The following is a 23,255-nucleotide window of genomic DNA, read 5'->3' on the forward strand; positions in this document are numbered from 1 at the left end:
CGAGTGCTGTCACCGGTCACGTGCGCCACGCCTCCCGAACAGGAGCCACAGGGAGGGAAGCAGGATCATGCCCGCCACGGGATAGGCGAAGTCCTCGACGGGAGCTGCCCCGAGGAACATCCCGGAGATGGCCGACGACGCGTAGCTCACGAGGCCGATGTCGATCATGACGTTGTCGAACACGATGGTCAGGACCAGCACCGACGCACCGGCGGCAGCGATCGGCACGGCCCAGCGGGTCACGACGCGGCCGGGTCGAGGCGTCAACCGCACCGCGGCGAGGAGCACCGCGCTCGCGACCGCGAGGAAGACCAGGTTCAGCCACCAGTAGGTCACGGAGCACCCCGCTTGGCGTGCGACATGACGCGGCCTGCGCCGGTCACGAGCACCATGATCAAGTAGCAGAGGAATGCAAGGAAGACGGGCTCCTCCACGGGGAGTTCCGGAGCCAGCACGATGCCGGTCGCAAACGAAGACGACCCGCGGGAGAAGATCCCCAGGTGGATTCCGCAGAGGTCCCAAGCGAGGAAGAAGAGGATCCCGATCACCAGCACCGCTGCGGCCCGCCACGCGTCGTGCCAGAAGAACAGGCGATAGCGACGGTCGACCAGGATCGTGCTGAAGATCGCGGCAAGGAGGACCAGCAGGTATCCCGCGCTCACAGCGGCTCCGCCAGGGGAGAGGCGCTGGTGTCGTTGCGCAGTCGCTTCACGACCAGCTCCGCGCTGATGAGGCACATGGGCAGTCCGATGCCCGGAATGGTGCTCCCGCCGGCATAGAACAATCCGCTCACACGAGACGAGATGTTCCTTCCCCGCAGGAAGGCGCTCTGCCGCAGCGTGTGTGCCGGCCCGAGCGCGCTGCCCTTCCAGGAGTGCAGCTCGCGTTCGAAGTCGGCTGGTCCGATCGTGCGGCGCACCACGATGCGGTCGGCCAGATCAGGAATGCCCGCCCACTCGCTGATCTGAGCGATGGCTCGATCGGCGACCGCCTCGACGGAGGGGTCCCCGCGTCCGCCTACGCCGCCGGAACCGATTCCCGGATCCGCTGGGACGGGCACCAGGACGAACAGATTCTCGTGCCCAGGCGGCGCTACGGCGCGGTCGGTCGCGCTGGGCCGGCAGACGTAGATCGACGCGGGGTCCGGGATCGAGGTCGGCTCGGTGAAGATGCGAGCGAAGTTGTCGCCCCAATCGGTGGTGAAGAACAGGCTGTGATGGGCGAGTTCGGGCAGGGCGCCTCGCACCCCGAGAAGCACCAGCACGGCGCCGGGGCCCGCGACCCGGGTCGTCCACCAACTCGCCGGATAGCTGCGCAGCGCCTCGGGCAGCAACTCGGTCTCCGTGTGATGCAGATCGGCCGTCGAGACGACCACCTCTGCGCTCATGTGCTGCGGCGTACCCTCGGCGTCCATGAAGTCGACGCCGGTCACACGCGGATGGCTGCCCGCGCTGGTGGCGATGGCGGTCGCCCGGGCTCCCGTGACGATGTGCACGCCCTCGGCCCTGGCCAGTTCGGCGATGCCCCCGATGACCGCGGAGAAGCCGCCGTCGGGGTAATACACGCCGTCGTCAAGATCGAGATGGCTCATGAGGTGGTAGAGGCTCGGTGTCATCGAGGGCGATGATCCGAGGAAGACGGCCGGGTACCCGAGGATCTGCCGAAGGCGCGGGTCCTGGAACGAGGCGGCGGCGAACCGGTCGAGCGGGTGCCGGAGCAGACGCAGTAGCCGTGCGCTCCGTCTCAGCACGGCGGGGCTCAGGAGCGTGCGGAACGAGGCGAAGGTGGTGTAGAGGAAGCGGCGCAGGGCCATCGAGTAGGCATCTTTCGCCGAGGAGAGATAGCGATCGAACGCGTCACCTGCGCCGGGTTCGAGTTGCTCGAAGGTCTGCCGATTACGACTTCTGTCGGCGACGATCTCGACCGGCTCGTCGTATCCCTCGAAGAAGACGCGATAATTCGGGTCCAGCCGGACCAAGTCGAGCTGCTCCGCGCTGGAGGTTCCAAGCAGGCGGTAGAAGTGGTCGAACACCTCGGGCATCAGATACCACGACGGTCCCGTGTCGAAGCGGAAGCCATCGGATGACCAACTCCCGGCACGCCCGCCCAGTTCGTCGCGCGCCTCGAGCACGGTGACGACGAACCCTTCCCGCGCGAGCAAGGCGGCCGTGGCCAGCCCGGCGATCCCGGCTCCGATGACGACGGCGGGAGTGCCCGGGGTGCGGCCGGCCTTCATCGTCGTCGCTCCGCGCGGCCGAGCAGCTGTGCCTCGAGCAGGATGCGCAGCTTGGCGAGGGTGGGTACCCGGATGCGTCGACTGAGCAGATCGGATGCGGGCGTCGCGCGGATCCGCGCGGTCAACTCCCGGAACAGTCCGTGCGCGGCCGCGACGGCCGCGCGACAGCTGCGAGGGAGGTACGGGATCGCCGTCCGGGCGATCTCGAGGTCCGCCTCGATGTCGGCGAGCAGCTGCTGCTTCTGCGCTTCGCTCAGCCGCGCCGGGTCGATGTCGGGGAAGTAGTTCCTGTGCAGCGCGATCCAATCGGTTCGCAGGTCACGCAGGAAGTTGATCTTCTGGAACGCCGCGCCCAACCGCCGAGCACCCTGTTCGAGCCGACGGCGCTGATCGGCTTCGTCGGGGCCCTCGCTCAGAAAGACCTTGAGACACATCAGGCCGATGACCTCGGCCGAGCCGTAGATGTAGTCGCGTACCTGCTCGTTCGTGAAGGCCGCGGGGTCGAGGTCGCGCCGCATGGAGGCGAAGAACGGACGGGTCAGCTCGGGGCCGATTCCCGCCGCTCGGGCGGTGACCGCGAAGGAGTGCACGATCAGATTGGCGCTGTAGCCGAGTTGAAGGGTTCTCTCGGTTTCGGCCTCGAGCGCGTCGAGGAGCGCCCGCTGGGCCTCACGTCTGAGGCCCGCCTCGGCGGCGGCCCCGTCGACGATCTCGTCGGCGATGCGCACGAGTCCATAGATGTTCTCGATGCCCGGGCGGAGGCGACGATCCATCAGCCGAGTCGCCATTCCGAACGATGTCGAGTACTCGTGGATGACGCGGGCTGAACTCAGCTGGGCGGCGCGCGAGTAGAGCGCGAGCCCCGAGTCGAGGCGGCTGCCGATCACGAAACGCGCTCCCGCGCCGCTGAGGCCACGCGGTCCAGATGCTGTCGCAGGCTCGCGGGCACGGCGGGCGACGCGAGCGCCGCCGAGGCAATGCGCGTGCAGTCGTCGATCAGGTTCTCGGTGAACGCACGCGCGCCGTTGCGCTCGAGCAGCGCGCGCACCCTGCAGGCGTCCCGATCGGTCACCACCCCGAGCGCGAGGGCGTTCCGCAGCTCGCCGTCATCGTCGTGCTGAAGCGCGTAGCACATCATGGGCGTCATCTTTCCGGTGTGCAGGTCGCTCGACGTGCTCTTTCCCGTCAGGTGCTCGGCTCCGTACACCCCGAGAACGTCGTCACGCAGTTGGAAGGCGATCCCGATCTGATGCCCGAATTCGCTCAGGGCCCGCAACGTCTCGTCCGAGGCCCCGGCCAAGATGGCCCCCGCCAACAGAGGAGCCTGAAACGAGTAGTGGGCGGTCTTCCACTGCGTCATCGACAGGCTCTCGGCGAGCTCGGGCACCTCGACGCCGGTGGCGAAGGCGACGTCGGCCAACTCGCCCGCCGCGGTCACGAACATGGTCTCTTCGATCAAGTCCAACAGCGCCGAACGTCGCGTGGCCGAGATCTCGAGTCGTGCGATGTGAGCCTGCGCGGCGTGTATGAGCAGGTCGCCCGCGAGGATCGCCGACGCCGCACCCCAGTCCTCCGCGGATTTTGCGCTCACGCCACGTTCCGTCGCACGTGTCGTGAAGGTGCCCGCCAGGTTCGGTCGGCCCCGCCGCGTCGTGTCGCCGTCGATGACGTCGTCGTGCAGGAGAAACGCCGTATGCAGGAGCTCAAAGGCCGTCGCGACGGTGATCACGTCGTCGTGGGCTCCGCCCAGTGCGTGATACGCGTCGATGACGAGGGCTGGACGGAATCGTTTGCCGCCCTCGCTCGAGAGCCGTGCTGCGCCCCACAGCTCCGCATAGCGACGGCCCAGCGGGAGCGCCATGGTCTGCATTCGGGCGAAGAACTCCTCGATCCGCAGGGAGACCTCGGTGACGGCATCCGAGCTGCCGGGCCGAGACATGATCAGCGTCATCGCGGCGCCCCGTGGCGCGACGCGGGCTGCGCCGTGCTCGCTGAGCTGGCCGATCCGCCGAGCAGGGGAAGCACCTGCGCCTGCAGCACCATCCAGGGGCTGAAGGCCCACGGGGTCGCCCGAACCGATCGGCCGAGGTCTGCCCTGTCGACCCAGGCGTGATCCATGACCTCTCCCGGGTGGGGCGTCACATGGCCTCGCAACGAGGCGACGTAGACCGGACACACCTCGTTCTCGACGACTCCGCTGGAATCGGTGGCGCGGTACCGGAACACGGGCAGGGCCAGCTCGACGTCTGACAGCTCCACACCGATCTCGTAGTCGGCACGCCGGTGCACGGCGGCCAGCAAGGACTCGCTCGGCTTCGGGTGACCGCAGAACGAGTTCGACCAGACGCCCGGCCAGGTCTTCTTGGTCAGCGCGCGGCGGGTCACGAGCACCTCGCCCCGGCCGTTGAGGACGTAACACGAGAATGCCAGGTGCAGAGGGGTATCCGGGCCGTGGACGGCTGCCTTCGAGGCCGTGCCGGTGGGAGTGCCGTCGATACCCAGAAGCACGACTTCGTCGACATCCGTACTGGCCGTCATGCGGTCTCCTTCTCATCGCTCTTGCGTGGCTAGCCTAGCTAAAAACTAGCTAAGAAAGCATTCTTCATCCGCATACAATATCCACATGCGAGCGTCCCGCAATCTGCCATCGCGGGACGCCGACACGATGCTCGACCCGCGCGTGATCGACCCGCGCCAAGAACTCGTCGACTACTCCGGGATGGATGACGCCGAGATCGCGCAGATCGTGAAGGTGCTGTCGGGCCTGCGTCGCTGGCGCGAAGCGGAGCAGGCCCTCAGTCTCGAGTCGCGCAGCCACATGAGGTTGAACGAGACCGACATGAAGGCGCTCCGATTCCTGGTCGTCTCGAAGAACCAGGGGGTCGTCGTGACGCCGGGCAGCCTCGCCGAGCACTTGAACATCTCCACGGCGTCGACCACCAAGCTCCTCGATCGCCTCGCGACCGCCGGGCACATCGAGCGCTCGCCGCATCCGACCGATCGCAGAGCGCTGAGGATCACGATCACCCAGTCCACGCACGAACAGGTGCGGGAGTCGGTCGGGCGCACTCACGCTCTGCGGTTCGACGTCGCCGCCCGACTCAGCCCGCCGGAGCGCGAGGTCGTCATCCGGTTCCTGAATGACTTGAGCAGTACCGGCGCCGAACCGGAGGCGACGAGCTAGGCTCGACGGCGCGGCGATCCGCCGTGCGGGGAGGTGAATCGATGAGCGATCAGAACGGGGCCCCGATCGACCCGCGGTACGACCCTGCGTTCCAGCGGGGGTTCGAGGGCGAGGTCACGACGGCGCCGCGTGGCCAGTCGACCCTGCGGCGGACGGCGGCGGTCAACCCGGCTCCGGCTCGCCCCGTTGCACAGCAGGTCGAGGAGTCCCCGCGTGCCGCCGATGTCGCAACGCCGCGCCCGCCCGTCGAGGAGCTCGCTGAGGCGACGGCCGATGCCGACGCGGCCGCCCCCGTGGCCCCCTCGCCTACTGCCACACCGCGCGAGCTCGCCCGCAATCCCTTCGTGATCGCGCTCGCCGCCCTCGCGGTCGTGCTCGTGATCGGCGGTGCGATCTGGGCGTACGAGGGCTTCGCGACGATCGTCCGCAACGGGGGAACCCGCAACGAGGTCGAGTACTGGGCCGCGCAGACGATGTCATTCGGGGCGCCTCTCACGATCATCGTCGGCGTCGCGGTGGTCGCCGCCCTGCTCGTGCTCTTCGGGCGGAGCTGGCAGCGCAGTCACCGTTCCGGCTGACCGCCGCGCACCGCGCCGGCGGGGGTCAGCGGTGCTCGCGCCGCCACACGAGCTTGAGCCCCGACCAGTCGTCGTCGATTGCGGCGACCTTGACGTCGACCAGCGTGCGCGCCAGTGCCGCGGCGCGCACGACCGAGTCGCTCAGATCGCTGACATGACCGGCGGCCTTGCGCGGCCACGCGATCCAGAGCGCACCGGCCGGGAAGATCCGGGACTCCTGGGCGAGCAGCACCGACTCGAGTTCGGCGGCGGTGCGGACGAACGCCACGACCACGTCGGCCGGTGCGTCGTCGGGCGCGCGGTCGGCGGCGTCCGGGTCGGTCGCGAAGGCCCAGCCGTCGTCGGCGCCGACGAGCGACCAGCGCGCGCCCGGCACGATGCCGAGCTTCGTAAGCTGGGGCGTCCCGGAGTAGCCCGCGTCCGCCATCCGCGGCTACTTCGGGTCAGGGCCGTCGAGAGGGCGCCCATCGAGAGAGCGTCCGTCGAGGGGTCGACCGTCGACCGGCATTCCGTTGAGGGTCGTGCCCTCGGAGGTCTGATTGTCGAGCCCCTGGCTATCGAGCATCTGGCCGTAGCGCGGCCTGCCGTCGGGCGTCTGACCGGAGGCGCTCGGAGCACCCGACGCGGCATCCGTCGGCGCCTGCGCGCCCGACGGCGGCGCGACCGGGGCGCTCTCGGCCTGTGGCATCCGGGCCTGACGGAAGGCGCCGCGCAGGATGCTGAAGCAGCCGAGCAGACCGAACGCGGCTGCGAGCAGCAGGCTCACGAACGCCTGACCGGTCACCATGTCCTGGAATGCGAACGACCACACCCGCGAGTCGACGATCCCCTCGGGGATGCTGCCGCCCGTCTGCTGCGTGAACTGGACGACATTGTCGATCACGTAGCCCGAGATGAAGGCGAGCACCAGGGTCAGGACCGTGACGACGGTGACCGCGATCGCGCCGTTGCGGCTGATGCGACCGCCCGAGCCGAAGCGGTAAAGGCGCATCGCGAGCCAAGCCACCCCGAAGGCGACGAGCGAGGCCACGAAGCCAGCGCTCCAGATGATGTCCCAGACGATGATGCCGGCCGGCAGGGCGAGCAACGCGAAGATCAGGCCGCGCTGAAAGTTCTCCGATGGCAGGGACGAGGGTGACGGCTGGGTCATGCCCCCACCATAGCCAGGCCGTCACCCCTGCGGGCGCGGATAGTGAGAAGAACTTCCCTCGCCCGCGGCCGTCGGGATGCCGCGCTTCGCCTCACTGTCATCGCTGGCACCGCGGGCACCATGTGACGATCCGCGCCTGACCCGGTCGTTCGCCGAGTTCGCCGCCGAGCAGCGGGGTTCCGCAGCGCCGGCACGGTGATCCGGTCCGCCCGTAGACCCAGCTTCGCCGGCCAGGACGCGGGTCGCCGGTCGTGGTGCGGGCGACTCGGCTGCGGTTGGCCCAGAGCAGGCGGCGGGCCAGGTCGACGGCGGCGGCGGCATCCACCTCGGCGACCGGCGTCGTGGGCAGCATCCCGCGCAGAAAGCACAGTTCGTTGGCGTAGACGTTGCCGATCCCGGCGAGGTTGCGCTGCTCCAAGAGCGCGGTGAACACCGCCGTGCTGGGATGCGCCGCGAGGCGTCGAGCGGCCTCGGCGGCCGACTCGGCGTCCCAGCCGGGGTCGAGCAGATCCGGACCGAGGTGCCCGACCACCGAGTGCTCCTGGGTGGTCGGGATCAACTCGGTGATGCCCAGCTCGAAGCCGATCGAGGTGACGGATGCCGTCTGCAGCACCGCGCGCGCCTGGAACGCCGGTCGCGGCCATCGCTGGCCGGGACGCACGAGGCGCCACGATCCCTCCATCTTGAGGTGGGAGTGCAGCGAGAACTCGCCGATTCGATGGAACAGGTGCTTGCCGCGTGACACCACCTCGTGCACGGTCTCGCCGCGCAGATCGTGCGTGGCGAACGCCGGCACCCGCAGCTCGAAGCCCGTGAGTACCGCGCCCGCGAGCGCCGCGTTCTGGTGCCGCGCGGTCTGGTAGACGGTGTCGCCCTCGGGCATGGATGCCGCCCCTACCCGCGCAGCCGCAGGCCCTGGGGCGTCGGCACGAATCCCGCCGCCACGAGCGCGTCTCCGAGCACGGTGCCGACGGCGAACTCGCCGTTGACCTTCTCGACGCGCAGCCGTCCGCCGGTCGCCCGCAGGGTCGTCGTGAGCGACTGGGCGGCGGAGGCCCGGCCGCCCTCGTCGTCGGCCTCGAGGAAATCGAGCACGGTCTTGCCGCCGCGCTCGACGTAGAGCGCCAGCGCGCCGTCGACGAGCACCACGAGGGCGCCGGCCTTGCGTCCGGGGCGATGGCCGGTGGGCGGGTCGGGCCAGCCGAGGGCGGCGCCGTAGGCGTTGGCGGGGTCGCAGGCGGCGAGCGTCAGGGCCATCCGCGGTTCGTCGCTGTTCACCTCGGTCGCGAGCTGGTCGGGCGCGAAGGCGCGCAGCCGATCGACCGTGGCCGGGGTGGCGAACTGCGCGGCGCCGAGCCCCTCGACGAAGTAGCCGCGGCGGGTGCGCCCGGTCTCTTCCAGCCCGCTGAGCACCTTGTAGGCCAGGGCGAAGCCGCCGACGACCCCCTCGTTGACGACCGCGCCGCGGGTGACGACGCCGTGCCGCTCGAGCAGCTGCTCGGCCAGCGCCGTCGCCCGGGCGGTCGTGACGGGCTCGGTCTCGGGCAGCAGGCTCCAGCGGCCGGCGACGGAAGCCGCGCTGGAGCTGGAGGCGAAGCCCATTTCTGGCCTTCGCCGCGACGCCAGCGCCGACGACCGTCTCGGTCGTCGGGTCACCGCTCGTGCCCGGGGCGTGGCACCGAGCCGCGCCCGGATCGGCGCGAGGGTGTCGTTGCCGACGAGTCCGGCCCAGACCAGATCCCAGAGGGCGGTCGCCAGCACGGTGTCGTCGACGGGTCCGGCCGGCGCGAGGGCGGCCGCCAGCTGGCGGAAGAAGTAGGCGCCGCCGCCGGTCAGCGCGAGCAGGATGCGGTCGTGCAGCTCGTTCGCGTCGAGCAGCGTGGGCTCGGCCAGCGTCAGCGGTGCGCTGTCGGCGAGGTGCAGACTCAGCCAGCCGTCGCCTCCGCTCAGCTCGCCGTGCCCCGACCAGAGCACCTCGCCGGTCGACATGAGCTCGTCGAGCATGGCGGGCGAGTAGTCGCGCACCCGGCTCGGCAGGATGAGGCTCTCCCAGGCGGATGCCGGCACCGCCACCCCGGCGAGCTGGTCGATCGCGGTGACGAGGCCGTCGATGCCGCGCAGACCCGGTGCAGGTGCCGCCGCAATCGGCGCCAGGGCGCCGACGTGCTGCCAGTCGGCCAGGAAGCGCGCGAGCGCGCGCTGCGGCACGGGCTCGACCTCGGAGCGCAGGGCGGCAAGCGAGCGGGTGCGCAGCCGGCGCAGCACCTCGGCGTCGACCCACTCCGAGCCGGTCGCGCCGGGGCGGAACTCGCCCTCGACCGCGCGACGGTCGGTGGCGAGCCGGCGCAGCGCGTCGATGACGACGGCGACGCCGAGACCGAGGCGCACGGCGGCATCCGCGGCGGGGAACGGCGTGTGGGTGCGGGTGTAGCGACTGACGAGGTCGCCGACCGGATCGCCGACCGGGTCGAGGAACGCGTTGGGCACGCCGATCGGCAGGGGAACGCCGAGAGCGTCGCGCAGGCGGCTGGCGTCCTCGATGACGGCCCAACGCTGCTCGCCCGCGATCGTCGCCCTCAGCACCCGGTTGGCGCGGGCGAGCTCGGCGAGCACGGTGTCGTCGGCGACCCGCGGCAGGGATCGGGCCTGCAGCTCGGCGGTCGAGAGCGGGCCGAGCAGGCGCAGCAGATCGACGAGCCCCTCCGCGTCTTTGGCGTGCCGTTCCGGGTCGAGGCGCTGCAGCTCCCGTTCGGTCTGCTCGATGACCTGCGGATCGAGCAGCTCGCGCAGCTCGGCGCGACCCAGCAGCTCGGCCAGCAGAGTCGGGTCGAGCGACAGCGCGGCGGCCCGCCGCTCGGCCAGGGGCGAGTCGCCCTCGTACATGAACGCAGCGACATATCCGAACAGCAATGTGCGGGCGAACGGCGACGGCACCTCGGTCTCGACCTCGACGAGACGCACCTTGCGTGCCGCGATGTCGTGGGTGAGCGCGGCGAGGGCGGGGAGGTCGTAGACGTCCTGCAGCACCTCGCGCACGGTCTCGAGGATGATCGGGAAGCTCGGGTACTTGCGCGCCACCTCGAGCAGCTGGGCGCTGCGCTGCCGCTGCTGCCAGAGCGGCGAGCGGCGGCCGGGGTTGTAGCGCGGCAGCAGCAGGGCGCGGGCCGCGCACTCGCGGAATCGGGAGGCGAACAGGGCCGAGCCGCCGACTTCGCTCGTCACGAGCTCGTCGAGCTCGGCCGGCTCGAACAGGAACAGTTCGGCACCGGGCGGTTCGGCATCCGTCTCGGGAAGGCGCACCACGATGCCGTCGTCGCCGGCCATCGCCGAGCCGTCGACCCCGAGCCGCTCCCGGATGCGTGCCGTCACGGCGAGCGCCCACGGCGCGTGCACGGGCATGCCGTACGGGGAATGCAGTACGAGCCGCCAGTCGCCCAGCTCGTCGCGGAATCGTTCGACCAGCAGCGTGGTGTCGGTCGGAACGGTCCCGGTCGCCTGCGTCTGCTCGCTGACGAAGTTGCGCAGGTTGGTGATCGCCCACGGATCGAGTCCCGCGCGCTGGAGCCGGTCGTCGGCGGCCGAGGCGAGCTCGGCCGTGAATGCCCCGATCGCCTTGCCGAGCTCGGCCGGGCGGCCAAGCCCGTCGCCCTTCCAGAACGGCACGCGCCCGGGCTGGCCGAACGCGGGTGAGACCAGCACCCGGTCGGAGGTGATCTCTTCGATGCGCCAGCTGGTGGCGCCGAGCGCGAAGACGTCGCCGACCCGCGACTCGTAGACCATCTCCTCGTCGAGCTCGCCGACCCGGCGCGCGCCCTCCTGGCCGCCGACGATGAACACTCCGAACAGACCGCGGTCGGGAATCGTGCCGCCGCTCGTGACGGCCAGCCGTTGGGCTCCGGGCCGCCCGGTGATCGTGCCGGCGACGCGATCCCAGACGATGCGCGGGCGAAGCTCGGCGAACTCGTCGCTCGGATACCGCCCGCTGAGCAGATCGAGCGTCGCCTCGAACGCCGAGCGCGGCAGGGTCGCGAAGGGGGCGGAGCGACGCACCGTCTCCCACCAGTCCTCGACGTCGAGCGTGTCGAGGGCGACGGCCGCGACGGTCTGCTGCGCGAGGATGTCGAGCGGGTTGGTCGGCACGGCCAGCTCCTCGATGAGACCGGTGCGCATCCGCTCGCTCACGACCGTCGTGTGAAGCAGGTCGGCGCGGTGCTTCGGGAACAGGATCCCCTTGGAGATCTCGCCCACCTGATGGCCCGCGCGACCGACCCGCTGCAGGCCGCTCGCGACGCTCGGCGGCGACTCGACCTGGATCACGAGGTCGACGGCGCCCATGTCGATGCCGAGCTCGAGCGAGCTGGTCGCGACGACGCAGCGCAGGCGGCCCGACTTGAGGTCGTCTTCGATGAGGGCGCGTTGCTCCTTGGAGACGCTCCCGTGGTGCGCGCGTGCGAGCAGTGGTGCGTCCGAGACCGCGGTGGCGAGCTGTCCCGCCTTGGTGATTCCCGATCCACCCACCGCCTGGGCCGGGAACCCGACGATGGGCGCGCCCGTCAGCTTCTCTTCGTACAGCTCGTTGAGTGACGCGGTCAGCCGCTCGGCCAGCCGTCGCGAGTTCGCGAACACGATCGTCGAGCGGTGCCGCAGCACCTCGTCCATGATCGCGGCGTCCACGTGTGGCCAGATCGATCCGGCACTCTGCAGGGCGCCGTCGTCGGCATCCAGCGTTTCGGACGTGGCTCTCGCTCCCAGTTCCGTCATGTCCTCCACCGGAACCACGACGCGCAGGTCGAAGGTCTTCTCGGTCGGCGGCGAGACGATCTCGGCCGGGGTGCGCCCGCCGAGGAAGCGCGCGACCTCTTCCATCGGACGCACCGTTGCCGACAGGCCGATGCGCTGCGCGGGCGCCGACAGCAGCGCGTCGAGCCGCTCGAGGGAGACGGCGAGGTGGGCGCCCCGTTTGGTGGCGGCGACCGCGTGGATCTCGTCCACGATCACGGTGTCGACCCCGGCGAGCGTCTCGCGCGCCGCGCTCGTCAGCATGAGGAACAGCGATTCGGGGGTCGTGATCAGGATGTCGGGCGGCTCCCGCAGCAGCAGCCGCCGGTCTGCCGAGGCGGTATCGCCCGATCGCACCCCCACCGTGATCGCGGGCACCGAGGTGCCGAGCCGCCGGGCGGTCTGCGTGATCCCGACGAGCGGCGAACGCAGGTTGCGCTCGACGTCGACGCCGAGGGCCTTGAGCGGCGAGATGTAGAGCACCCGGGTGCGATGCCGCGGGTTGTCGGGTCGCGGGGTGGTGGCCAGCCGATCGAGCGACCAGAGGAACGCCGAGAGTGTCTTGCCGGATCCGGTCGGCGCCACCACGAGAGCGTGCCGCCCGGAGCTGATCGCCTGCCAGGCCCCGGCCTGCGCGCGGGTCGGTGCCGGGAACGCGCCCGAGAACCACTCGCGCGTTGCCGGCGAGAAGCGCTCGAGGGCGGGATCCATGCCCCCATTGTCGTCGCGACCGGTGTCAGCGCGCCGGGGACGACGGGAGCGGGCCCCGCCCTCGTTCCGCTCAGCTCTTGAGGAAGCCCAGCAGTGCCGAGTTGACCTCCTCGGCGTGCGTCCACAGCATCCCGTGCGGAGCGCCCTCGATCTCGAGGTACTTCGCCTCGGGCAGCAGCTTCGAGAACGGGCGCCCTGTGGCGTCGATCGGCAGGATGCGGTCACCGGTTCCGTGCACGATGAGCACCGGGGTGCCCGCCGTCTTCACCTGCTGCACGTCGCCGCGGAAGTCCTCGAGCCAGGAGGGCACCACGGCCGAGGCCGCGTGCGGCGAGCTGCCCGCCGCGACGTTCCAGCTGGCGTTCACGGCCTGCTGGCTGATGCGGCTGCCGAGGTTCTCGTCGAGGTTGTAGAAGTTCTGCAGGAAGTCGCCGAACCAGGCGAAGCGGTCGGCCGTCGCGGCGGCCAGGATGCCGTCGAAGACCGACTGCGGCACGCCCGTCGGGTTGTCGTCGCCCTGCACCAGATACGGCTCGAGCGAGCCGAGGAACGCCGCCTTGGCGATGCGCTCGCCGCCGAAGCGCGCGATGTAGCGGGCGATCTCGCCGGTGCCCATCGAGAACCCGACGAGGACCACCTCGCGCAGGTCGAGCGCGGTCAGCAGTTCGTTGAGGTCGGCCGCGAAGGTGTCGTAGTCGTAACCGACGGTCGGCTGGCTGGACTTGCCGAAGCCGCGGCGGTCGTAGGCGATGACCCGGTATCCGGCCGACAGCAGGGCCGCCGTCTGGCGCTCCCAGGAACGGCCGTCGAGCGGGTAGCCGTGGATCAGCACGACCGGCTGACCCGAGCCGTGGTCCTCGTAGTAGAGCTCGATGTCGGTGCTGTTCTCGTGACCGACCTTGATGTGCGCCACAGTTCTCTCCTTTGTCCGAACGACGAGAACGTGCGTTCTCGCCGGTATCGACTACACTAGAGAACGAACGTTCTCAATGCAAGTCGACATCAGGAGCCCGCATGAACGACATCGAGACCCGGGATCGCGTGATCGCCGCCGCCGACCGGCTGTTCTATCTGCGCGGCATCCAGGCGGTGTCGATGGACCAGTTGCGGGCCGAGGCCGGCATCCCCCTCAAGCGCATCTACGCCGAGTTCCCCTCCAAGGAGGCGATCGTCGAGGCGGTGCTGCGGCATCGCACCCGTATCTGGGCGGAGGGTGTGCAGGATGCGACCGACCGCGCCGCCGACACGCGCGGCAAGCTGCTCGCCGTCTACGACTTCCTGGACAGGTGGTTCGAGACGAGCGACTTCCGCGGCTGCGTGTTCATCAACTCCTTCGGCGAGCTCGGGGCCACCTCGCCCTCGATCGCGCGCATCGTGCGCGAGCAGAAGGCCTCGTTCCAGCGTTACGTGGCCGACCTCGTCGCCGAGGCCGGTGGGCCGGAGTCCCTGGCGCCCCAGCTCGCGCTGCTCGCCGAGGGCGCTCAGACCACGGCGGCCATCTCGGGAGACCCGTCCGCCGCCACCCACGCCCGGGCCGCGGCCGAGACGCTCATCGACGCCGCACTGCCGGCCCTCGTCCCCTAGGCCAGCCGACTCCGCAGGAACGCCGCGATGTCGTCAAGCTCCTCGAGCGAGATCGAGTGGCCCAGCCCGGGATAGACCCGCTGCGTCAACGCGACGTGCTCGGGCAGCCAGGCCTGCGTGCGATCGATCGCCCAGTCGGGGATGACGACATCCTGATCGCCGCGCCCCCAGAACACCGGATGCCGCGCGATCGCGTCGTCGCCGGGCTCCTCGCCCGCCACCGCGAACCCCGACAGGTTGAGCGCGAAGGCGATCCGCTCGGGCTCCCGCCGCAGCGCCTGCAGGGCCATCACGCCGCCCTGCGAGAAACCGAGGATGCCGATGCTCGGCGGGGTCCACGGCAGCGAGTCGATCCAGGCCAGCACCGTGTCGGCGGGCGGATCGGCGGTCGCGGAGTCTGCGCTGCCGGAGGCGGTCACGAGGAACCACGAGAATCCGGGGCCGTCGCGCAGCGGCGCGCGCAGCGATGCGATCGCGAAGCCGGCCGGAAGCCGGTCGGCGAGGCCGGGCAGGTCGCGTTCGTTGCTGCCCTTGCCGTGCAACAACACGAGCAGGGGCTTGCCGGCCCGCTCGGGCTCGGGCAGGTTCCAGATGACGACGCTCGGGTCGATCGGGGGGAAGTCGCTCATCCGGCCACGCTATCCGGCTCGGTCGGCTCGGTCGGCTCGATCGGGAAGACGCCGCGCAAGAAGGTGTGCACCTCGCCGAGCTCGGCGTCGGTGATCCAGTGGCCGACATCCTCGTAGATGCGCTCGGTCAGGGTGCTGTGCTCCTCGAGCCAGGCCCGGGTGGCCATCACCTGATCGGCGGGAACGACCCTGTCGCTCGTGCCGCGCCCCCAGAACACCGGCGGTCGCAGCACCTCGAGTTCGGGGTCGCCCGGGTCCACGGTCTCGTCGGCGATGGCCGAGAGCAGCACGAGGGCGTCGATGGTCTCCGGATGCCGCCGCAGCGCCTGCAGTCCCAGCACGCCGCCCTGCGAGAACCCGAGCACGGCCACCGACGAGGCGTCGCCGCGCGCGGTCGCGATCCACTCGGCCAGGGCGTCCGCCGCGGCGTTGAGCGGGGCGGGCCGGGGAGCGGCGACGTCGAACCACGACCACCCCTCGCCGGAGGCGATCGGGCCGCGCGGAGAGGCGATCACGTGGTCGAGCGGCAGGTAGGGCGAGAGCCTGAACAGGCCGCCCTCGTCGCTGCCGAGCCCGTGCAGCAGCACGAGCAGCGGCTTGCCGGCGCGCTCGGCGACCGGGGTGCTCCAGATCACATGGGCCGGATCGATCGACGACATCCCCTCACGCTACGCGAGCGCCGAGCGTCGCTACCAGGTCAGCACGATCTTGCCGCGGCCGCTCGAACGGTCGTTCAGGGCGCGGTAGGCGTCCGCGGCCCGTGCGACCGGGAAGGTCTGCGCGACTCGGGTCGTGATCTCGCCGCTCTCGGCCAGCCGCACGATCTCGATCAGGCCGGGCCCGTCGACCGTGACGCCGACGCGGGCGACGTCGATGCCGCGCTCCGCGTCGGGGAGGACCGTCACCGAACGGTAGCGGCCGCCGTCGCGCACGGCCGCGATCCCGGGTGCCGTTCCGGGCGCGGTGTTCAGCACGGCGTCGACCCCGCCCGGGACGAGCTCGCGCACCGCGGCCGCCAGGTCGTCGACCTCGCGAGGGATGAACCGGACGCCGAGGGCGGTCAGCTCGGCGCGATCCTTCTCCGCCGCCGTCGCGATGACGTCGAGCCCGGCATGGACCGCCAGCTCGACCGTGAGCCGGCCAACGCCCCCGGCGGCCGCCGTCACGAGGACGCTCCGCGCATCGCCCGCGGCGCGCAGCAGGTGCAGGGCGGTCAGCCCGATGAGGCCGAAGGTCGTCAGCTCGCTCGCGGGGATCGTGCCCGACGCGACGGCCACCTGGTCGAGCGGCAGCGCGACCAGTCCGGCCTGGGTTCCGCGTGCGGTTCGGAACCACGGCGAGAAGCCGAGCACCCGGCGGCCGACGAGCGCGGCATCCACACCCTCGCCGACCGCGGTGACGGTGCCGGCCAGGTCCCAGCCCGGCACGTACGGCGGCCGGGCGCCGGTCGGGAAGCGCGACGTCGCCGCGCCGCTGACCACGGCGTTGTCGGCCGGGTTGAGGGTCGCCGCCTCGGTGGCGATGAGCAGCTCGCCGGCCGCCGGGCTCGGATCTGGCAGCTCGCGCACCTCGATCGAGTCGGGTCCGGCCGGGGTGGTGACGGTGACGGCGATCATGGAGGCTCCCTGTCGAGGCGGGCGTCGAGGCGATGCGGATCGAGCGTATGACGGAACGCCGGGTCGGTGCTGGGTCGCTCCGGGCCGCCGCTGGGCCACAATGGAGCATGAGCTCCGTTGGCACCCCCGACCCGAACTCGTCGTGGCTCTCTGATGAGGAGCTCGCCGACGTGCGCCGCCGCATCCCGCTGCTGTACGTCGAGGCCGTGCCCGTGCGCGTCGACGGGATGGGCGTCGTGACGAGCGTCGGCATCCTGCTGCGCGCGAATGCGCAGGGCGCGATCACCCGCACCCTGGTCAGCGGCCGCGTCATGTTCGGCGAGACGCTGCGCGATGCGCTGTTCCGGCACCTCGAGAAGGATCTCGGCGCGCTCGCGTTCCCGCAGCTGCCGCCGAGTCCCGTGCCGTTCTCGGTCGCCGAGTACTTCCCCATCCCCGGGCTGAGCGCCTACGTGGATGAGCGCCAGCACGCGGTCGCGCTGGCCTACGTCGTTCCCGTCACGGGCACGCTCGAGCCGCGATCGGACGCGCTGGAACTGACCTGGATGACCCCCGCCGAGGCGTCGTCGCCCGAGGTGCACGCCGAGATGGAGGGCGGGCGCGGCACGCTGCTGCGCGCCGCCCTGGCATCGGTGGGCGTGCTCGGCTGAGCCGAGCGCGCCTAGCGGCCGGCGCCGGCCGGGCGACCGGCGCGACGGCCACCCGTGCGGGGGTTGCCCGACGGGGCCGAGGCACCGCTCGCCTGCGACGAGCCGCCGGTCGAGGTGCTGTAGAAACTCGACGAGCCGCCGCGCGTGACCTGGGCCGCTCCCGAGCGCCCGGAGGCGGAGCCGGAGCGAGCCGAGGAGGAGCGCGCCGGGCGACCCGAGCGGTCCGAGCGCTGGCCCGACCGCACCGGAGCACCGCTGCCGACGCCCTGCCCGTCGCGGTTCGCCCTCTTGCGCTGCGCGTTCGCGCCGGTGCTGCGTCCGCCGCCGCCCTGCTGCTGACGCTGCGCGTCGCGCGGGGCCGGGGTCACGTACTGGGCGCGCTCGCCGACCAGGGCGACCACGGCATCCGAGTTCGGCGTGACGCGCTGGGTCGCCGCCTGGATGCCGGCCTTGCGCATCAGCTGCGCGAGGTCCTTCTCCTGGCTCGGCAGCACGAGCGTGACGACGTCGCCCTCCGAGCCGGCCCGGGCCGTGCGGCCGCTGCGGTGCAGGTAGGCCTTGTGCTCCATGGGCGGGTCGACGTGCACGACGAGTTCGACGTCGTCGACGTGCACGCCGCGGGCCGCGACGTCGGTCGCCACCAGAACGCGCACGTCGCCCGCGCCGAACGCGGCGAGGTTGCGGTCGCGTTGCGGCTGGCTGAGGTTGCCGTGCAGGTCGACGGCGGGGATCCCCGCCGCCGTCAACTGCAGGGCCAGCTTCTTGGCGTGGTGCTTGGTGCGCATGAACAGGATGCGGCGGCCGGTTCCCGACGCGAGCGTCTCGATCAGCTGCTTCTTGGTCTCGGCGTCGGCGGTGCCGAACACGTGGTGCGTCATCGCGGCGACCGGCGAGTTGGCCTCGTCGACCTCGTGCAGCTTCGGCGAGTGCAGGAAGCGGGTGACCAGCTTGTCCACGCCGTTGTCGAGCGTCGCGCTGAACAGCAGGCGCTGGCCGTCGGCCGGGGTCGCGTTCATGATGCGGGTCACGCCGGGCAGGAAGCCGAGGTCGGCCATGTGGTCGGCCTCGTCGAGCACGGTGATCTCGACGGCGTCGAGGGTCACGAACTTCTGCTTCATGAGGTCTTCGAGCCGCCCGGGGCAGGCGACGATGATGTCGACGCCGGCCTTGAGGGCCGTGACCTGGCGGTTCTGCGAGACGCCGCCGAAGATCGTGGTGGTGCGCAGCCCGTAGGCCGCGGCGAGCGGCTCGAGCACCGCGTTGATCTGGGTGGCGAGTTCGCGGGTCGGGGCGAGCACGAGGCCGAGCGGGCGCCCGGGGCGACGGCCGCCGCCGGCGAGGCGCGTGCCGAGCCGCGAGACCATCGGGATGGCGAAGGCGAGCGTCTTGCCGGATCCGGTCTTGCCGCGGCCGAGCACGTCGCGCCCGGCGAGGGTGTCGGGCAGGGTGTCGACCTGGATCGGGAATGCGTCGGTCTTGCCGTCGGCGGCCAGGGCCTCGACGAGCGGGTACGGCACGCCGAGCGTGCGGAAGGTGATGTCAGGCATGGGTGTCTGTGTCTTTCGGGATTCGACCCCCGGCACGCACGTCAGGCGTGCGGGACTACGAGGGTCTCAATGGCGAAGGTGGCGATGGCCACATCCGTTCGCCGGAGAAGATTGTCAGCCGGGCCCGGTGCCGTTCCTGGGGGAACGAGCGGGCGGCGAGGGAAGCGTTCTACGACGCAAGAAGCGCGTGCCCTTTCGAGCACGGTGCGCTGCAAGTCATCCCAGGCTAGCAGACGCCGCGGTGCGAGCCCGGCACAGGGGGCGTCAGGAGACGCCGAAGTACCGCTCGCCCACCGGGATCTCGACGGCGACCGTGTTGCCCGCGGGAGCCAGCGGGCAGGCCCAGGCGGGGTCGTAGGCGCACGACGGGTTGTACGCGAAGTTGAAGTCGAGCACGAGCGTGTTCGCCTCCGGATCGGACCCGAGGTCGGCGCCCTTGATGGTGTCGATGAGGTAGCGGCCGCCCCCGTAGGTGCCGCCGGGGCGGCCCTTGAGCGCGTCCTTGACCGGCACGAAGATGCCGCCGCCATAGCTCGTGAGGCGCCACACGTCGAGCGAGCCGACCTCCGGGACGCGCACCTGCCCGATCCGCTCGAAGGGCACGAGGCCGTCGGTGCCGGTCTCGTAGTCGAAGCGTCCCTCCTCGGCAGGCTCGAGGTCGAGCTCGAAGCGCCACGCGGGGTCGTAGGCGGCGACCGGCAGTCCCGTGAAGCCGGGGCGGTCATCCGCCATCAGCGCGGATGCCGGGTGGTGCAGGAACAGCTCGTCGCGCACCGTGCGCCACCGGGTGTGGGCGGCCGCGGCATCCGGGGTCTCACGCACTTCGGCGTAGAGCGCGAACACGCGCCGGCGCCAGTCGGCGACATCGAGCGGGGTCATGGCGACAGGCTAACCCGAGGGACCTCCGGCCCTGTCGCTCGCCCGTGCGGGCGACTGCACTCGGTGCATGGAGAAACCGGTCAAGCTGGATGTCAAGGCCGACCACGAGCTGTACCGCCCGCCCGCCGATCGCTTCGTCGAGGTCGACGTGCCCGAGATGCCGTTCCTGATGTACCACGGGCAGGGATCGCCCGAGGGCGAAGGATTCCAGGCCGCGATCGGCGCGCTGTACTCGATGAGCTACGGGGTCAAGTTCGCCAGCAAGAGCCGCTTGGGCCGGGACTACGTCGTGCCGCCGCTCGAAGCCCTCTGGTGGACCGACGACCCGCAGGACTTCGCCCGCACCTCGCCGGAGCAATGGCGGTGGACGGCCATGATCCGGCTGCCGGACTGGATCGACGAGGCCTTCGTCGAGCAGTGCCGGGCCGAGGCGGTCGCCAAGTCGCCGCTCGCGGCCGAGGTGCGGTTCGAGCGCTGGACCGAGGGACGCAGCGTGCAGATCCTGCACCTCGGCAGCTATGCGGATGAGGCCCCGACGATCGCGCGACTGCACCAGGAATACCTGCCGCAGCACGGTCTCGTCGAGAACGGGCATCACCACGAGATCTACCTCGGGGATCCGCGCCACTCGGCCCCCGAGCGCCTGCGCACCGTGCTCCGGCAGCCCGTGCGTCCGGCCTGAGCGGGTCAGTCCGTCGAGAACCGGCGCGCGAAGCCCGGGGCGAAGCGCCGCAACCGGGCGGCGCGCCACTGCCAGAACAGCCACACGCCGACCCAGACCAGCGGCGTCGCCGCGCCGGCCGAGAAGTCCACGCGGTCCCGCAACAGCGTGCCACCCCCGGCCGCCGGCGCGACCGCCATGCGGTGCCGCCAGCGGGTGACGACGGCGAGCGGGCCGGCGGTCGCGCCGCCGCTGTCCTCGAAGATGCGCACGGCACCCGTGGTGCGGAAGTTCAGCGCGATCCGCTGCGTGCCGAGCGGGAAGATGCCGTACAGGGCGTGCGCCACGACCTCGAACTCCGCCTCGTCCCAGCGCTCCGGGAACGGCGTCACCCCGAGCGGCTCGAACTCGACCAGGGGATACGCCACGTCGCGGAACACCTCGGGCGAGCGGATCGCCGCCCAGGCCGCATCGGGCGGGCAATCGAGCACGAGCTTGAGTTGGACGTGCATGTCCCCAGTCTGCGGCATCCTGCTGGCATGGACTACTGGATGGGGGTCGTGCACCGCGACCATGCCCTGCGGGGCGTCGCGCAGGGGATCGCGCAGACCAACCACGGGGCGAGGTTCGGCGTCGCGCGAATGCAGCCGGGCGACGGCTTCGTCTACTACTCGCCGAAAGACGTCTACCCCGACGGGCACTCGCTGCGCGAGTTCACCGCGATCGGTGTCGTCGCACCGGGCGAGGTCTGGCAGGCCGAGCAGGGTGAGTTCCGGCCATGGCGTCGCAAGGTCGACTGGGACGAGTCGGCGACGCCGACCCCCATCACGCCGCTGCTCGACGTGCTCGAGTTGACCCGTGGCGTCCGCAACTGGGGGCTGCAGTTGCAGAAGGGCCACCTGTCGCTGTCCGAGCACGACTTCTGGCTGATCGCGCACGAGATGAACGCGGAGGCGGTGCTGTCGACGCGGCACGGCAGCGCGCGCGAGTCCGGCAGTTCACGCGGGTCGGTAGCCTGACGGGGTGAGCGATCCGCACGGCCAGAGCAGCTACCAGGTGCGATTCGACTGGGGGGCGGCCGGCGCCGCGACGATCGGTCCGGGCGCGCACGCCGTGGTCTGGGTGGATCAATTGACGGGCTCCGGCAGCCCCGAGCCCCGGCCCGGTGGGGAGCACGTGATGACGGCGACCCTCGAGACGGCTCCGGATGTCGCGGCACACGCCCTCGCGCGCCAGACCGAACTCGGCGGTCGCTTCACGATCGCGGTGGTGGCCGCCGGAGCGACCCGACCCGATGGCACGCTCCGGTTCGCCGTCGAAGACCTGCTGGCGGCCGGCGCGATCATCGAGGCCCTGGCCGCGGTCGGCATCGATCACCAGTCCCCCGAGGCCGCCGCCGCGGCATCCGCGTACTCCGGTCTCAAGAACGCGACCCGCCACCTGATCTCGGCGTCCGCGAGTTCCCGGGAGGCCCGGGAATCCTCGCCGGCCTGATCCGGTTACCCCCGCAGGACCACATTCAGGAGGATGTCATGCCCCAGGCAGTGCTCAACGGAACCGTCATCGCCGATGCGCCCGAGTCGGAGGTGCTCCACATCGAAGGCAACGTCTACTTCCCGCCGTCGAGCGTGAAGAGCGAATACCTGCAGGAGAGCCCGACCCCTTACACCTGCCCGTGGAAGGGCGAGTGCCAGTACTTCTCGGTGAAGGACCCGACCTCGGGCGACCTGCTGCAGGATCGCGCCTGGAGCTACCCGACCCCGTATCCGACCGCGTTCGAGCGGGTCGGCGCCGACTTCAGCAACTACGTGGCGTTCTGGAAGGACGTGCAGGTCAGCTAGGCGAGCTCGGGACGGTCGGGAACCGGCGCCGGGACGGCGTCGGCGCCGGTCCGCGGGACGGTTGAGACCGACGCCGGGACGGCGTCGGCGCCGGCCTGCGGGACGGTCAGAAATGACCGTCCCTCTCAGCAAGGCCGGCGCGCTCGCGATAGGCCCGTACCTTGGCGCGGTTGCCGCAGCGCTGCATCGAGCACCAACGCCGGTTGATGGTGCGGGACTCGTCGTGGAACACGCGACGGCAGTCCGCGGCGGCGCAGCGGCGCAGGCGCCCCGAGCCGGTGTCGGCGAATACGGCGACCGCATCCCGAGCCAGCGAGGAGAGCGCTTGGGCGACCCGGATTCGGGCGGCGCCCGCGTGCCGACGACCACCCGGGAGCGCGGGCGGGACGTCGGGGGTCGCGGCGAACAGGTTGACCGTGTCGACGTCGTCGGGGTCGGCCCGATCGCCATCGGCGGCTGCCACGGCCATGCGGCCGATCGCGTCGCGCAGGGAGCGCGCGTCGACGAGTTCGCGTTCCCCGACCTCGGCCGGGTCGAGCCGCGGAAAGCGGGTGCACAGCCAGCCCGCGAGGTCGGCATCCGGTCCGGTCGTGAAGTCGAGGCAGTCGGCGCCGGCGTCGAAGAGCCATCGCGTGCCATCGGTCTCGAGCCAACGCCCGGCGCTCACCGGAGGGCTCCGCTCGACTCCGCGGTCATGTAACTAGTCTGACCGGTTACCGATCGGTCGCGGGGCGACTCGCCGCGGACCGCACCTCGCGGTACTCCCAGGCGACCCGGTAGAGCGGATCGAATCGACGGGAGCATCTCGCGCAGGACAGGGCGCGGGTGGGCTTGCGGTAGCGGAAGTGCACATGCCCGTTGGGGCAGGTGCCGACCCAGGGCGCGAGCTCGTCGGCGATCGCGCCGCCGTGCAGCCGCTTGCCCTCGTAGCCGAGCTCGGCGGCGACGGCCTTCCACTTCGGCCCGTGCCCGGCCCTCGGGCCGGCGATGGCGTGCGCGACCTCGTGCAGCAGCACCTGGTGGATCTCGTCGTCGTCGTAGCGCGCGGCCAGGTGACGCGAGACGGTGATGCGGTGGGTCGCGTACGAGCACAGCCCGGCCCGCGTCGTGGCGCGATCGAAGCCGAACGACCAGACCGTCGGGTCGAGGTGCAGGGCGATCAGGGCATCCGCCCAACGTCGCACGCGATCCAGATCCGCCATGATTTCGA

The 23,255-nt window shown here is 71.1% G+C and carries 27 protein-coding genes; 8 read left to right on the forward strand and 19 right to left on the reverse strand.

Annotated features, from left to right (window positions below; all coding sequences use genetic code 11):
* Positions 1 to 9: 9 nt before the first annotated feature.
* Genes ACFPJ4_RS10795 through idi form a run of 6 tightly spaced genes read right to left on the reverse strand, consistent with a single transcriptional unit; the run spans position 10 to position 4,774 of the window.
* Positions 10 to 336 (reverse strand): lycopene cyclase domain-containing protein, encoded by a 327-nt coding sequence (locus tag ACFPJ4_RS10795; protein WP_386740418.1) that lies wholly within the window; start codon positions 334 to 336, stop codon positions 10 to 12.
* Entirely contained in the window at positions 333 to 662 is a 330-nt protein-coding gene (locus ACFPJ4_RS10800; protein WP_386740419.1) for a lycopene cyclase domain-containing protein, read from the reverse strand. The genes ACFPJ4_RS10795 and ACFPJ4_RS10800 overlap by 4 nt, the downstream gene beginning before the upstream one ends.
* Positions 659 to 2,236, reverse strand: coding sequence for a phytoene desaturase family protein (gene crtI, locus ACFPJ4_RS10805; protein WP_386740420.1), 1,578 nt, complete (start codon positions 2,234 to 2,236; stop codon positions 659 to 661). The genes ACFPJ4_RS10800 and crtI overlap by 4 nt, the downstream gene beginning before the upstream one ends.
* Positions 2,233 to 3,123, reverse strand: coding sequence for a phytoene/squalene synthase family protein (locus ACFPJ4_RS10810; protein WP_386740422.1), 891 nt, complete (start codon positions 3,121 to 3,123; stop codon positions 2,233 to 2,235). Before ACFPJ4_RS10810 ends, crtI begins: the two co-directional genes overlap by 4 nt.
* Positions 3,120 to 4,187, reverse strand: coding sequence for a polyprenyl synthetase family protein (locus ACFPJ4_RS10815; RefSeq protein WP_386740423.1), 1,068 nt, complete (start codon positions 4,185 to 4,187; stop codon positions 3,120 to 3,122). Before ACFPJ4_RS10815 ends, ACFPJ4_RS10810 begins: the two co-directional genes overlap by 4 nt.
* Positions 4,184 to 4,774 (reverse strand): isopentenyl-diphosphate Delta-isomerase, encoded by a 591-nt coding sequence (gene idi / locus ACFPJ4_RS10820; RefSeq protein ID WP_386740424.1) that lies wholly within the window; start codon positions 4,772 to 4,774, stop codon positions 4,184 to 4,186. Before idi ends, ACFPJ4_RS10815 begins: the two co-directional genes overlap by 4 nt.
* A gap of 85 nt (positions 4,775 to 4,859) precedes the next feature.
* Between idi and ACFPJ4_RS10825 the strand changes: the two genes are divergently transcribed.
* Positions 4,860 to 5,420 (forward strand): MarR family winged helix-turn-helix transcriptional regulator, encoded by a 561-nt coding sequence (locus tag ACFPJ4_RS10825; protein ID WP_386740425.1) that lies wholly within the window; start codon positions 4,860 to 4,862, stop codon positions 5,418 to 5,420.
* A 41-nt stretch (positions 5,421 to 5,461) separates the two neighbouring features.
* Positions 5,462 to 5,998, forward strand: coding sequence for a hypothetical protein (locus tag ACFPJ4_RS10830; RefSeq protein WP_386740426.1), 537 nt, complete (start codon positions 5,462 to 5,464; stop codon positions 5,996 to 5,998).
* Positions 5,999 to 6,023: 25 nt separating this feature from the next.
* Here the strand turns inward: ACFPJ4_RS10830 and ACFPJ4_RS10835 are convergent, their stop codons facing one another.
* From ACFPJ4_RS10835 to ACFPJ4_RS10855, 5 genes are all read right to left on the reverse strand, one after another.
* Positions 6,024 to 6,425 carry a DUF3052 domain-containing protein gene (locus ACFPJ4_RS10835; RefSeq protein WP_386740427.1) on the reverse strand — a complete coding sequence of 134 codons (402 nt, stop codon included), beginning with the start codon at positions 6,423 to 6,425 and terminating at the stop codon, positions 6,024 to 6,026.
* A 6-nt stretch (positions 6,426 to 6,431) separates the two neighbouring features.
* Positions 6,432 to 7,148 carry a hypothetical protein gene (locus ACFPJ4_RS10840; RefSeq protein WP_386740429.1) on the reverse strand — a complete coding sequence of 239 codons (717 nt, stop codon included), beginning with the start codon at positions 7,146 to 7,148 and terminating at the stop codon, positions 6,432 to 6,434.
* Between the two features lie 97 nt (positions 7,149 to 7,245).
* The gene (locus ACFPJ4_RS10845; RefSeq protein WP_386740430.1) at positions 7,246 to 8,031 is read right to left on the reverse strand and encodes a DNA-formamidopyrimidine glycosylase family protein; all 786 of its coding nucleotides are present in this window, start codon (positions 8,029 to 8,031) and stop codon (positions 7,246 to 7,248) included.
* An 11-nt stretch (positions 8,032 to 8,042) separates the two neighbouring features.
* Entirely contained in the window at positions 8,043 to 12,638 is a 4,596-nt protein-coding gene (locus ACFPJ4_RS10850; RefSeq protein ID WP_386740431.1) for an ATP-dependent helicase, read from the reverse strand.
* Between the two features lie 70 nt (positions 12,639 to 12,708).
* Positions 12,709 to 13,551, reverse strand: coding sequence for an alpha/beta fold hydrolase (locus tag ACFPJ4_RS10855; protein ID WP_386740432.1), 843 nt, complete (start codon positions 13,549 to 13,551; stop codon positions 12,709 to 12,711).
* A 101-nt stretch (positions 13,552 to 13,652) separates the two neighbouring features.
* On the opposite strand from ACFPJ4_RS10855, the gene ACFPJ4_RS10860 reads away from it, so the two are divergent.
* Positions 13,653 to 14,222 (forward strand): TetR/AcrR family transcriptional regulator, encoded by a 570-nt coding sequence (locus ACFPJ4_RS10860; RefSeq protein WP_386740433.1) that lies wholly within the window; start codon positions 13,653 to 13,655, stop codon positions 14,220 to 14,222.
* Here the strand turns inward: ACFPJ4_RS10860 and ACFPJ4_RS10865 are convergent.
* The 3 genes from ACFPJ4_RS10865 to ACFPJ4_RS10875 are packed head-to-tail and all read right to left on the reverse strand — an operon-like array spanning position 14,219 to position 16,467.
* Complete coding sequence (locus tag ACFPJ4_RS10865) at positions 14,219 to 14,851, reverse strand: alpha/beta hydrolase (RefSeq protein ID WP_386740434.1); 633 nt, start codon at positions 14,849 to 14,851, stop codon at positions 14,219 to 14,221. The two genes, ACFPJ4_RS10860 and ACFPJ4_RS10865, sit on opposite strands and share 4 nt — an antisense overlap.
* Positions 14,848 to 15,510 (reverse strand): alpha/beta hydrolase, encoded by a 663-nt coding sequence (locus tag ACFPJ4_RS10870; RefSeq protein ID WP_386740435.1) that lies wholly within the window; start codon positions 15,508 to 15,510, stop codon positions 14,848 to 14,850. The genes ACFPJ4_RS10865 and ACFPJ4_RS10870 overlap by 4 nt, the downstream gene beginning before the upstream one ends.
* Positions 15,511 to 15,540: 30 nt before the next feature.
* Entirely contained in the window at positions 15,541 to 16,467 is a 927-nt protein-coding gene (locus ACFPJ4_RS10875) for an NADP-dependent oxidoreductase (RefSeq protein ID WP_386740436.1), read from the reverse strand.
* A gap of 107 nt (positions 16,468 to 16,574) precedes the next feature.
* Here ACFPJ4_RS10875 and ACFPJ4_RS10880 point away from each other — a divergent pair, with 107 nt between their 5' ends.
* Positions 16,575 to 17,117 (forward strand): NUDIX hydrolase family protein, encoded by a 543-nt coding sequence (locus ACFPJ4_RS10880; protein ID WP_386740437.1) that lies wholly within the window; start codon positions 16,575 to 16,577, stop codon positions 17,115 to 17,117.
* Positions 17,118 to 17,128: 11 nt separating this feature from the next.
* On the opposite strand, the gene ACFPJ4_RS10885 is transcribed toward ACFPJ4_RS10880, so the two are convergent.
* Positions 17,129 to 18,664 (reverse strand): DEAD/DEAH box helicase, encoded by a 1,536-nt coding sequence (locus tag ACFPJ4_RS10885; RefSeq protein WP_386740438.1) that lies wholly within the window; start codon positions 18,662 to 18,664, stop codon positions 17,129 to 17,131.
* A 264-nt stretch (positions 18,665 to 18,928) separates the two neighbouring features.
* On the reverse strand, positions 18,929 to 19,543 hold the full coding sequence (locus ACFPJ4_RS10890; RefSeq protein ID WP_386740440.1) for a DUF1684 domain-containing protein: 615 nt from the start codon (positions 19,541 to 19,543) through the stop codon (positions 18,929 to 18,931).
* A gap of 67 nt (positions 19,544 to 19,610) precedes the next feature.
* Here ACFPJ4_RS10890 and ACFPJ4_RS10895 point away from each other — a divergent pair, with 67 nt between their 5' ends.
* Positions 19,611 to 20,225 (forward strand): GyrI-like domain-containing protein, encoded by a 615-nt coding sequence (locus ACFPJ4_RS10895; RefSeq protein WP_386740441.1) that lies wholly within the window; start codon positions 19,611 to 19,613, stop codon positions 20,223 to 20,225.
* A 5-nt stretch (positions 20,226 to 20,230) separates the two neighbouring features.
* Here the strand turns inward: ACFPJ4_RS10895 and ACFPJ4_RS10900 are convergent, their stop codons facing one another.
* On the reverse strand, positions 20,231 to 20,716 hold the full coding sequence (locus ACFPJ4_RS10900; RefSeq protein ID WP_386740443.1) for a hypothetical protein: 486 nt from the start codon (positions 20,714 to 20,716) through the stop codon (positions 20,231 to 20,233).
* Between the two features lie 27 nt (positions 20,717 to 20,743).
* Here ACFPJ4_RS10900 and ACFPJ4_RS10905 point away from each other — a divergent pair, with 27 nt between their 5' ends.
* Genes ACFPJ4_RS10905 through ACFPJ4_RS10915 form a run of 3 tightly spaced genes read left to right on the forward strand, consistent with a single transcriptional unit; the run spans position 20,744 to position 22,045 of the window.
* On the forward strand, positions 20,744 to 21,223 hold the full coding sequence (locus ACFPJ4_RS10905) for an EVE domain-containing protein (RefSeq protein WP_386740444.1): 480 nt from the start codon (positions 20,744 to 20,746) through the stop codon (positions 21,221 to 21,223).
* Positions 21,224 to 21,227: 4 nt separating this feature from the next.
* A complete protein-coding gene (locus ACFPJ4_RS10910; RefSeq protein WP_386740445.1) occupies positions 21,228 to 21,698 on the forward strand; it encodes a hypothetical protein in 471 nt (156 codons plus the stop codon).
* Positions 21,699 to 21,736: 38 nt separating this feature from the next.
* A complete protein-coding gene (locus ACFPJ4_RS10915; protein WP_386740446.1) occupies positions 21,737 to 22,045 on the forward strand; it encodes a DUF427 domain-containing protein in 309 nt (102 codons plus the stop codon).
* Between the two features lie 106 nt (positions 22,046 to 22,151).
* Here the strand turns inward: ACFPJ4_RS10915 and ACFPJ4_RS10920 are convergent, their stop codons facing one another.
* Positions 22,152 to 22,712, reverse strand: coding sequence for a CGNR zinc finger domain-containing protein (locus ACFPJ4_RS10920; protein ID WP_386740447.1), 561 nt, complete (start codon positions 22,710 to 22,712; stop codon positions 22,152 to 22,154).
* A gap of 46 nt (positions 22,713 to 22,758) precedes the next feature.
* Positions 22,759 to 23,247 (reverse strand): SprT-like domain-containing protein, encoded by a 489-nt coding sequence (locus tag ACFPJ4_RS10925; protein ID WP_386740449.1) that lies wholly within the window; start codon positions 23,245 to 23,247, stop codon positions 22,759 to 22,761.
* Positions 23,248 to 23,255: the final 8 nt, after the last annotated feature.

Source organism: Lysinimonas soli (assembly GCF_042655435.1).
Classification (GTDB): Bacteria; Actinomycetota; Actinomycetes; order Actinomycetales; family Microbacteriaceae; genus Lysinimonas; species Lysinimonas soli.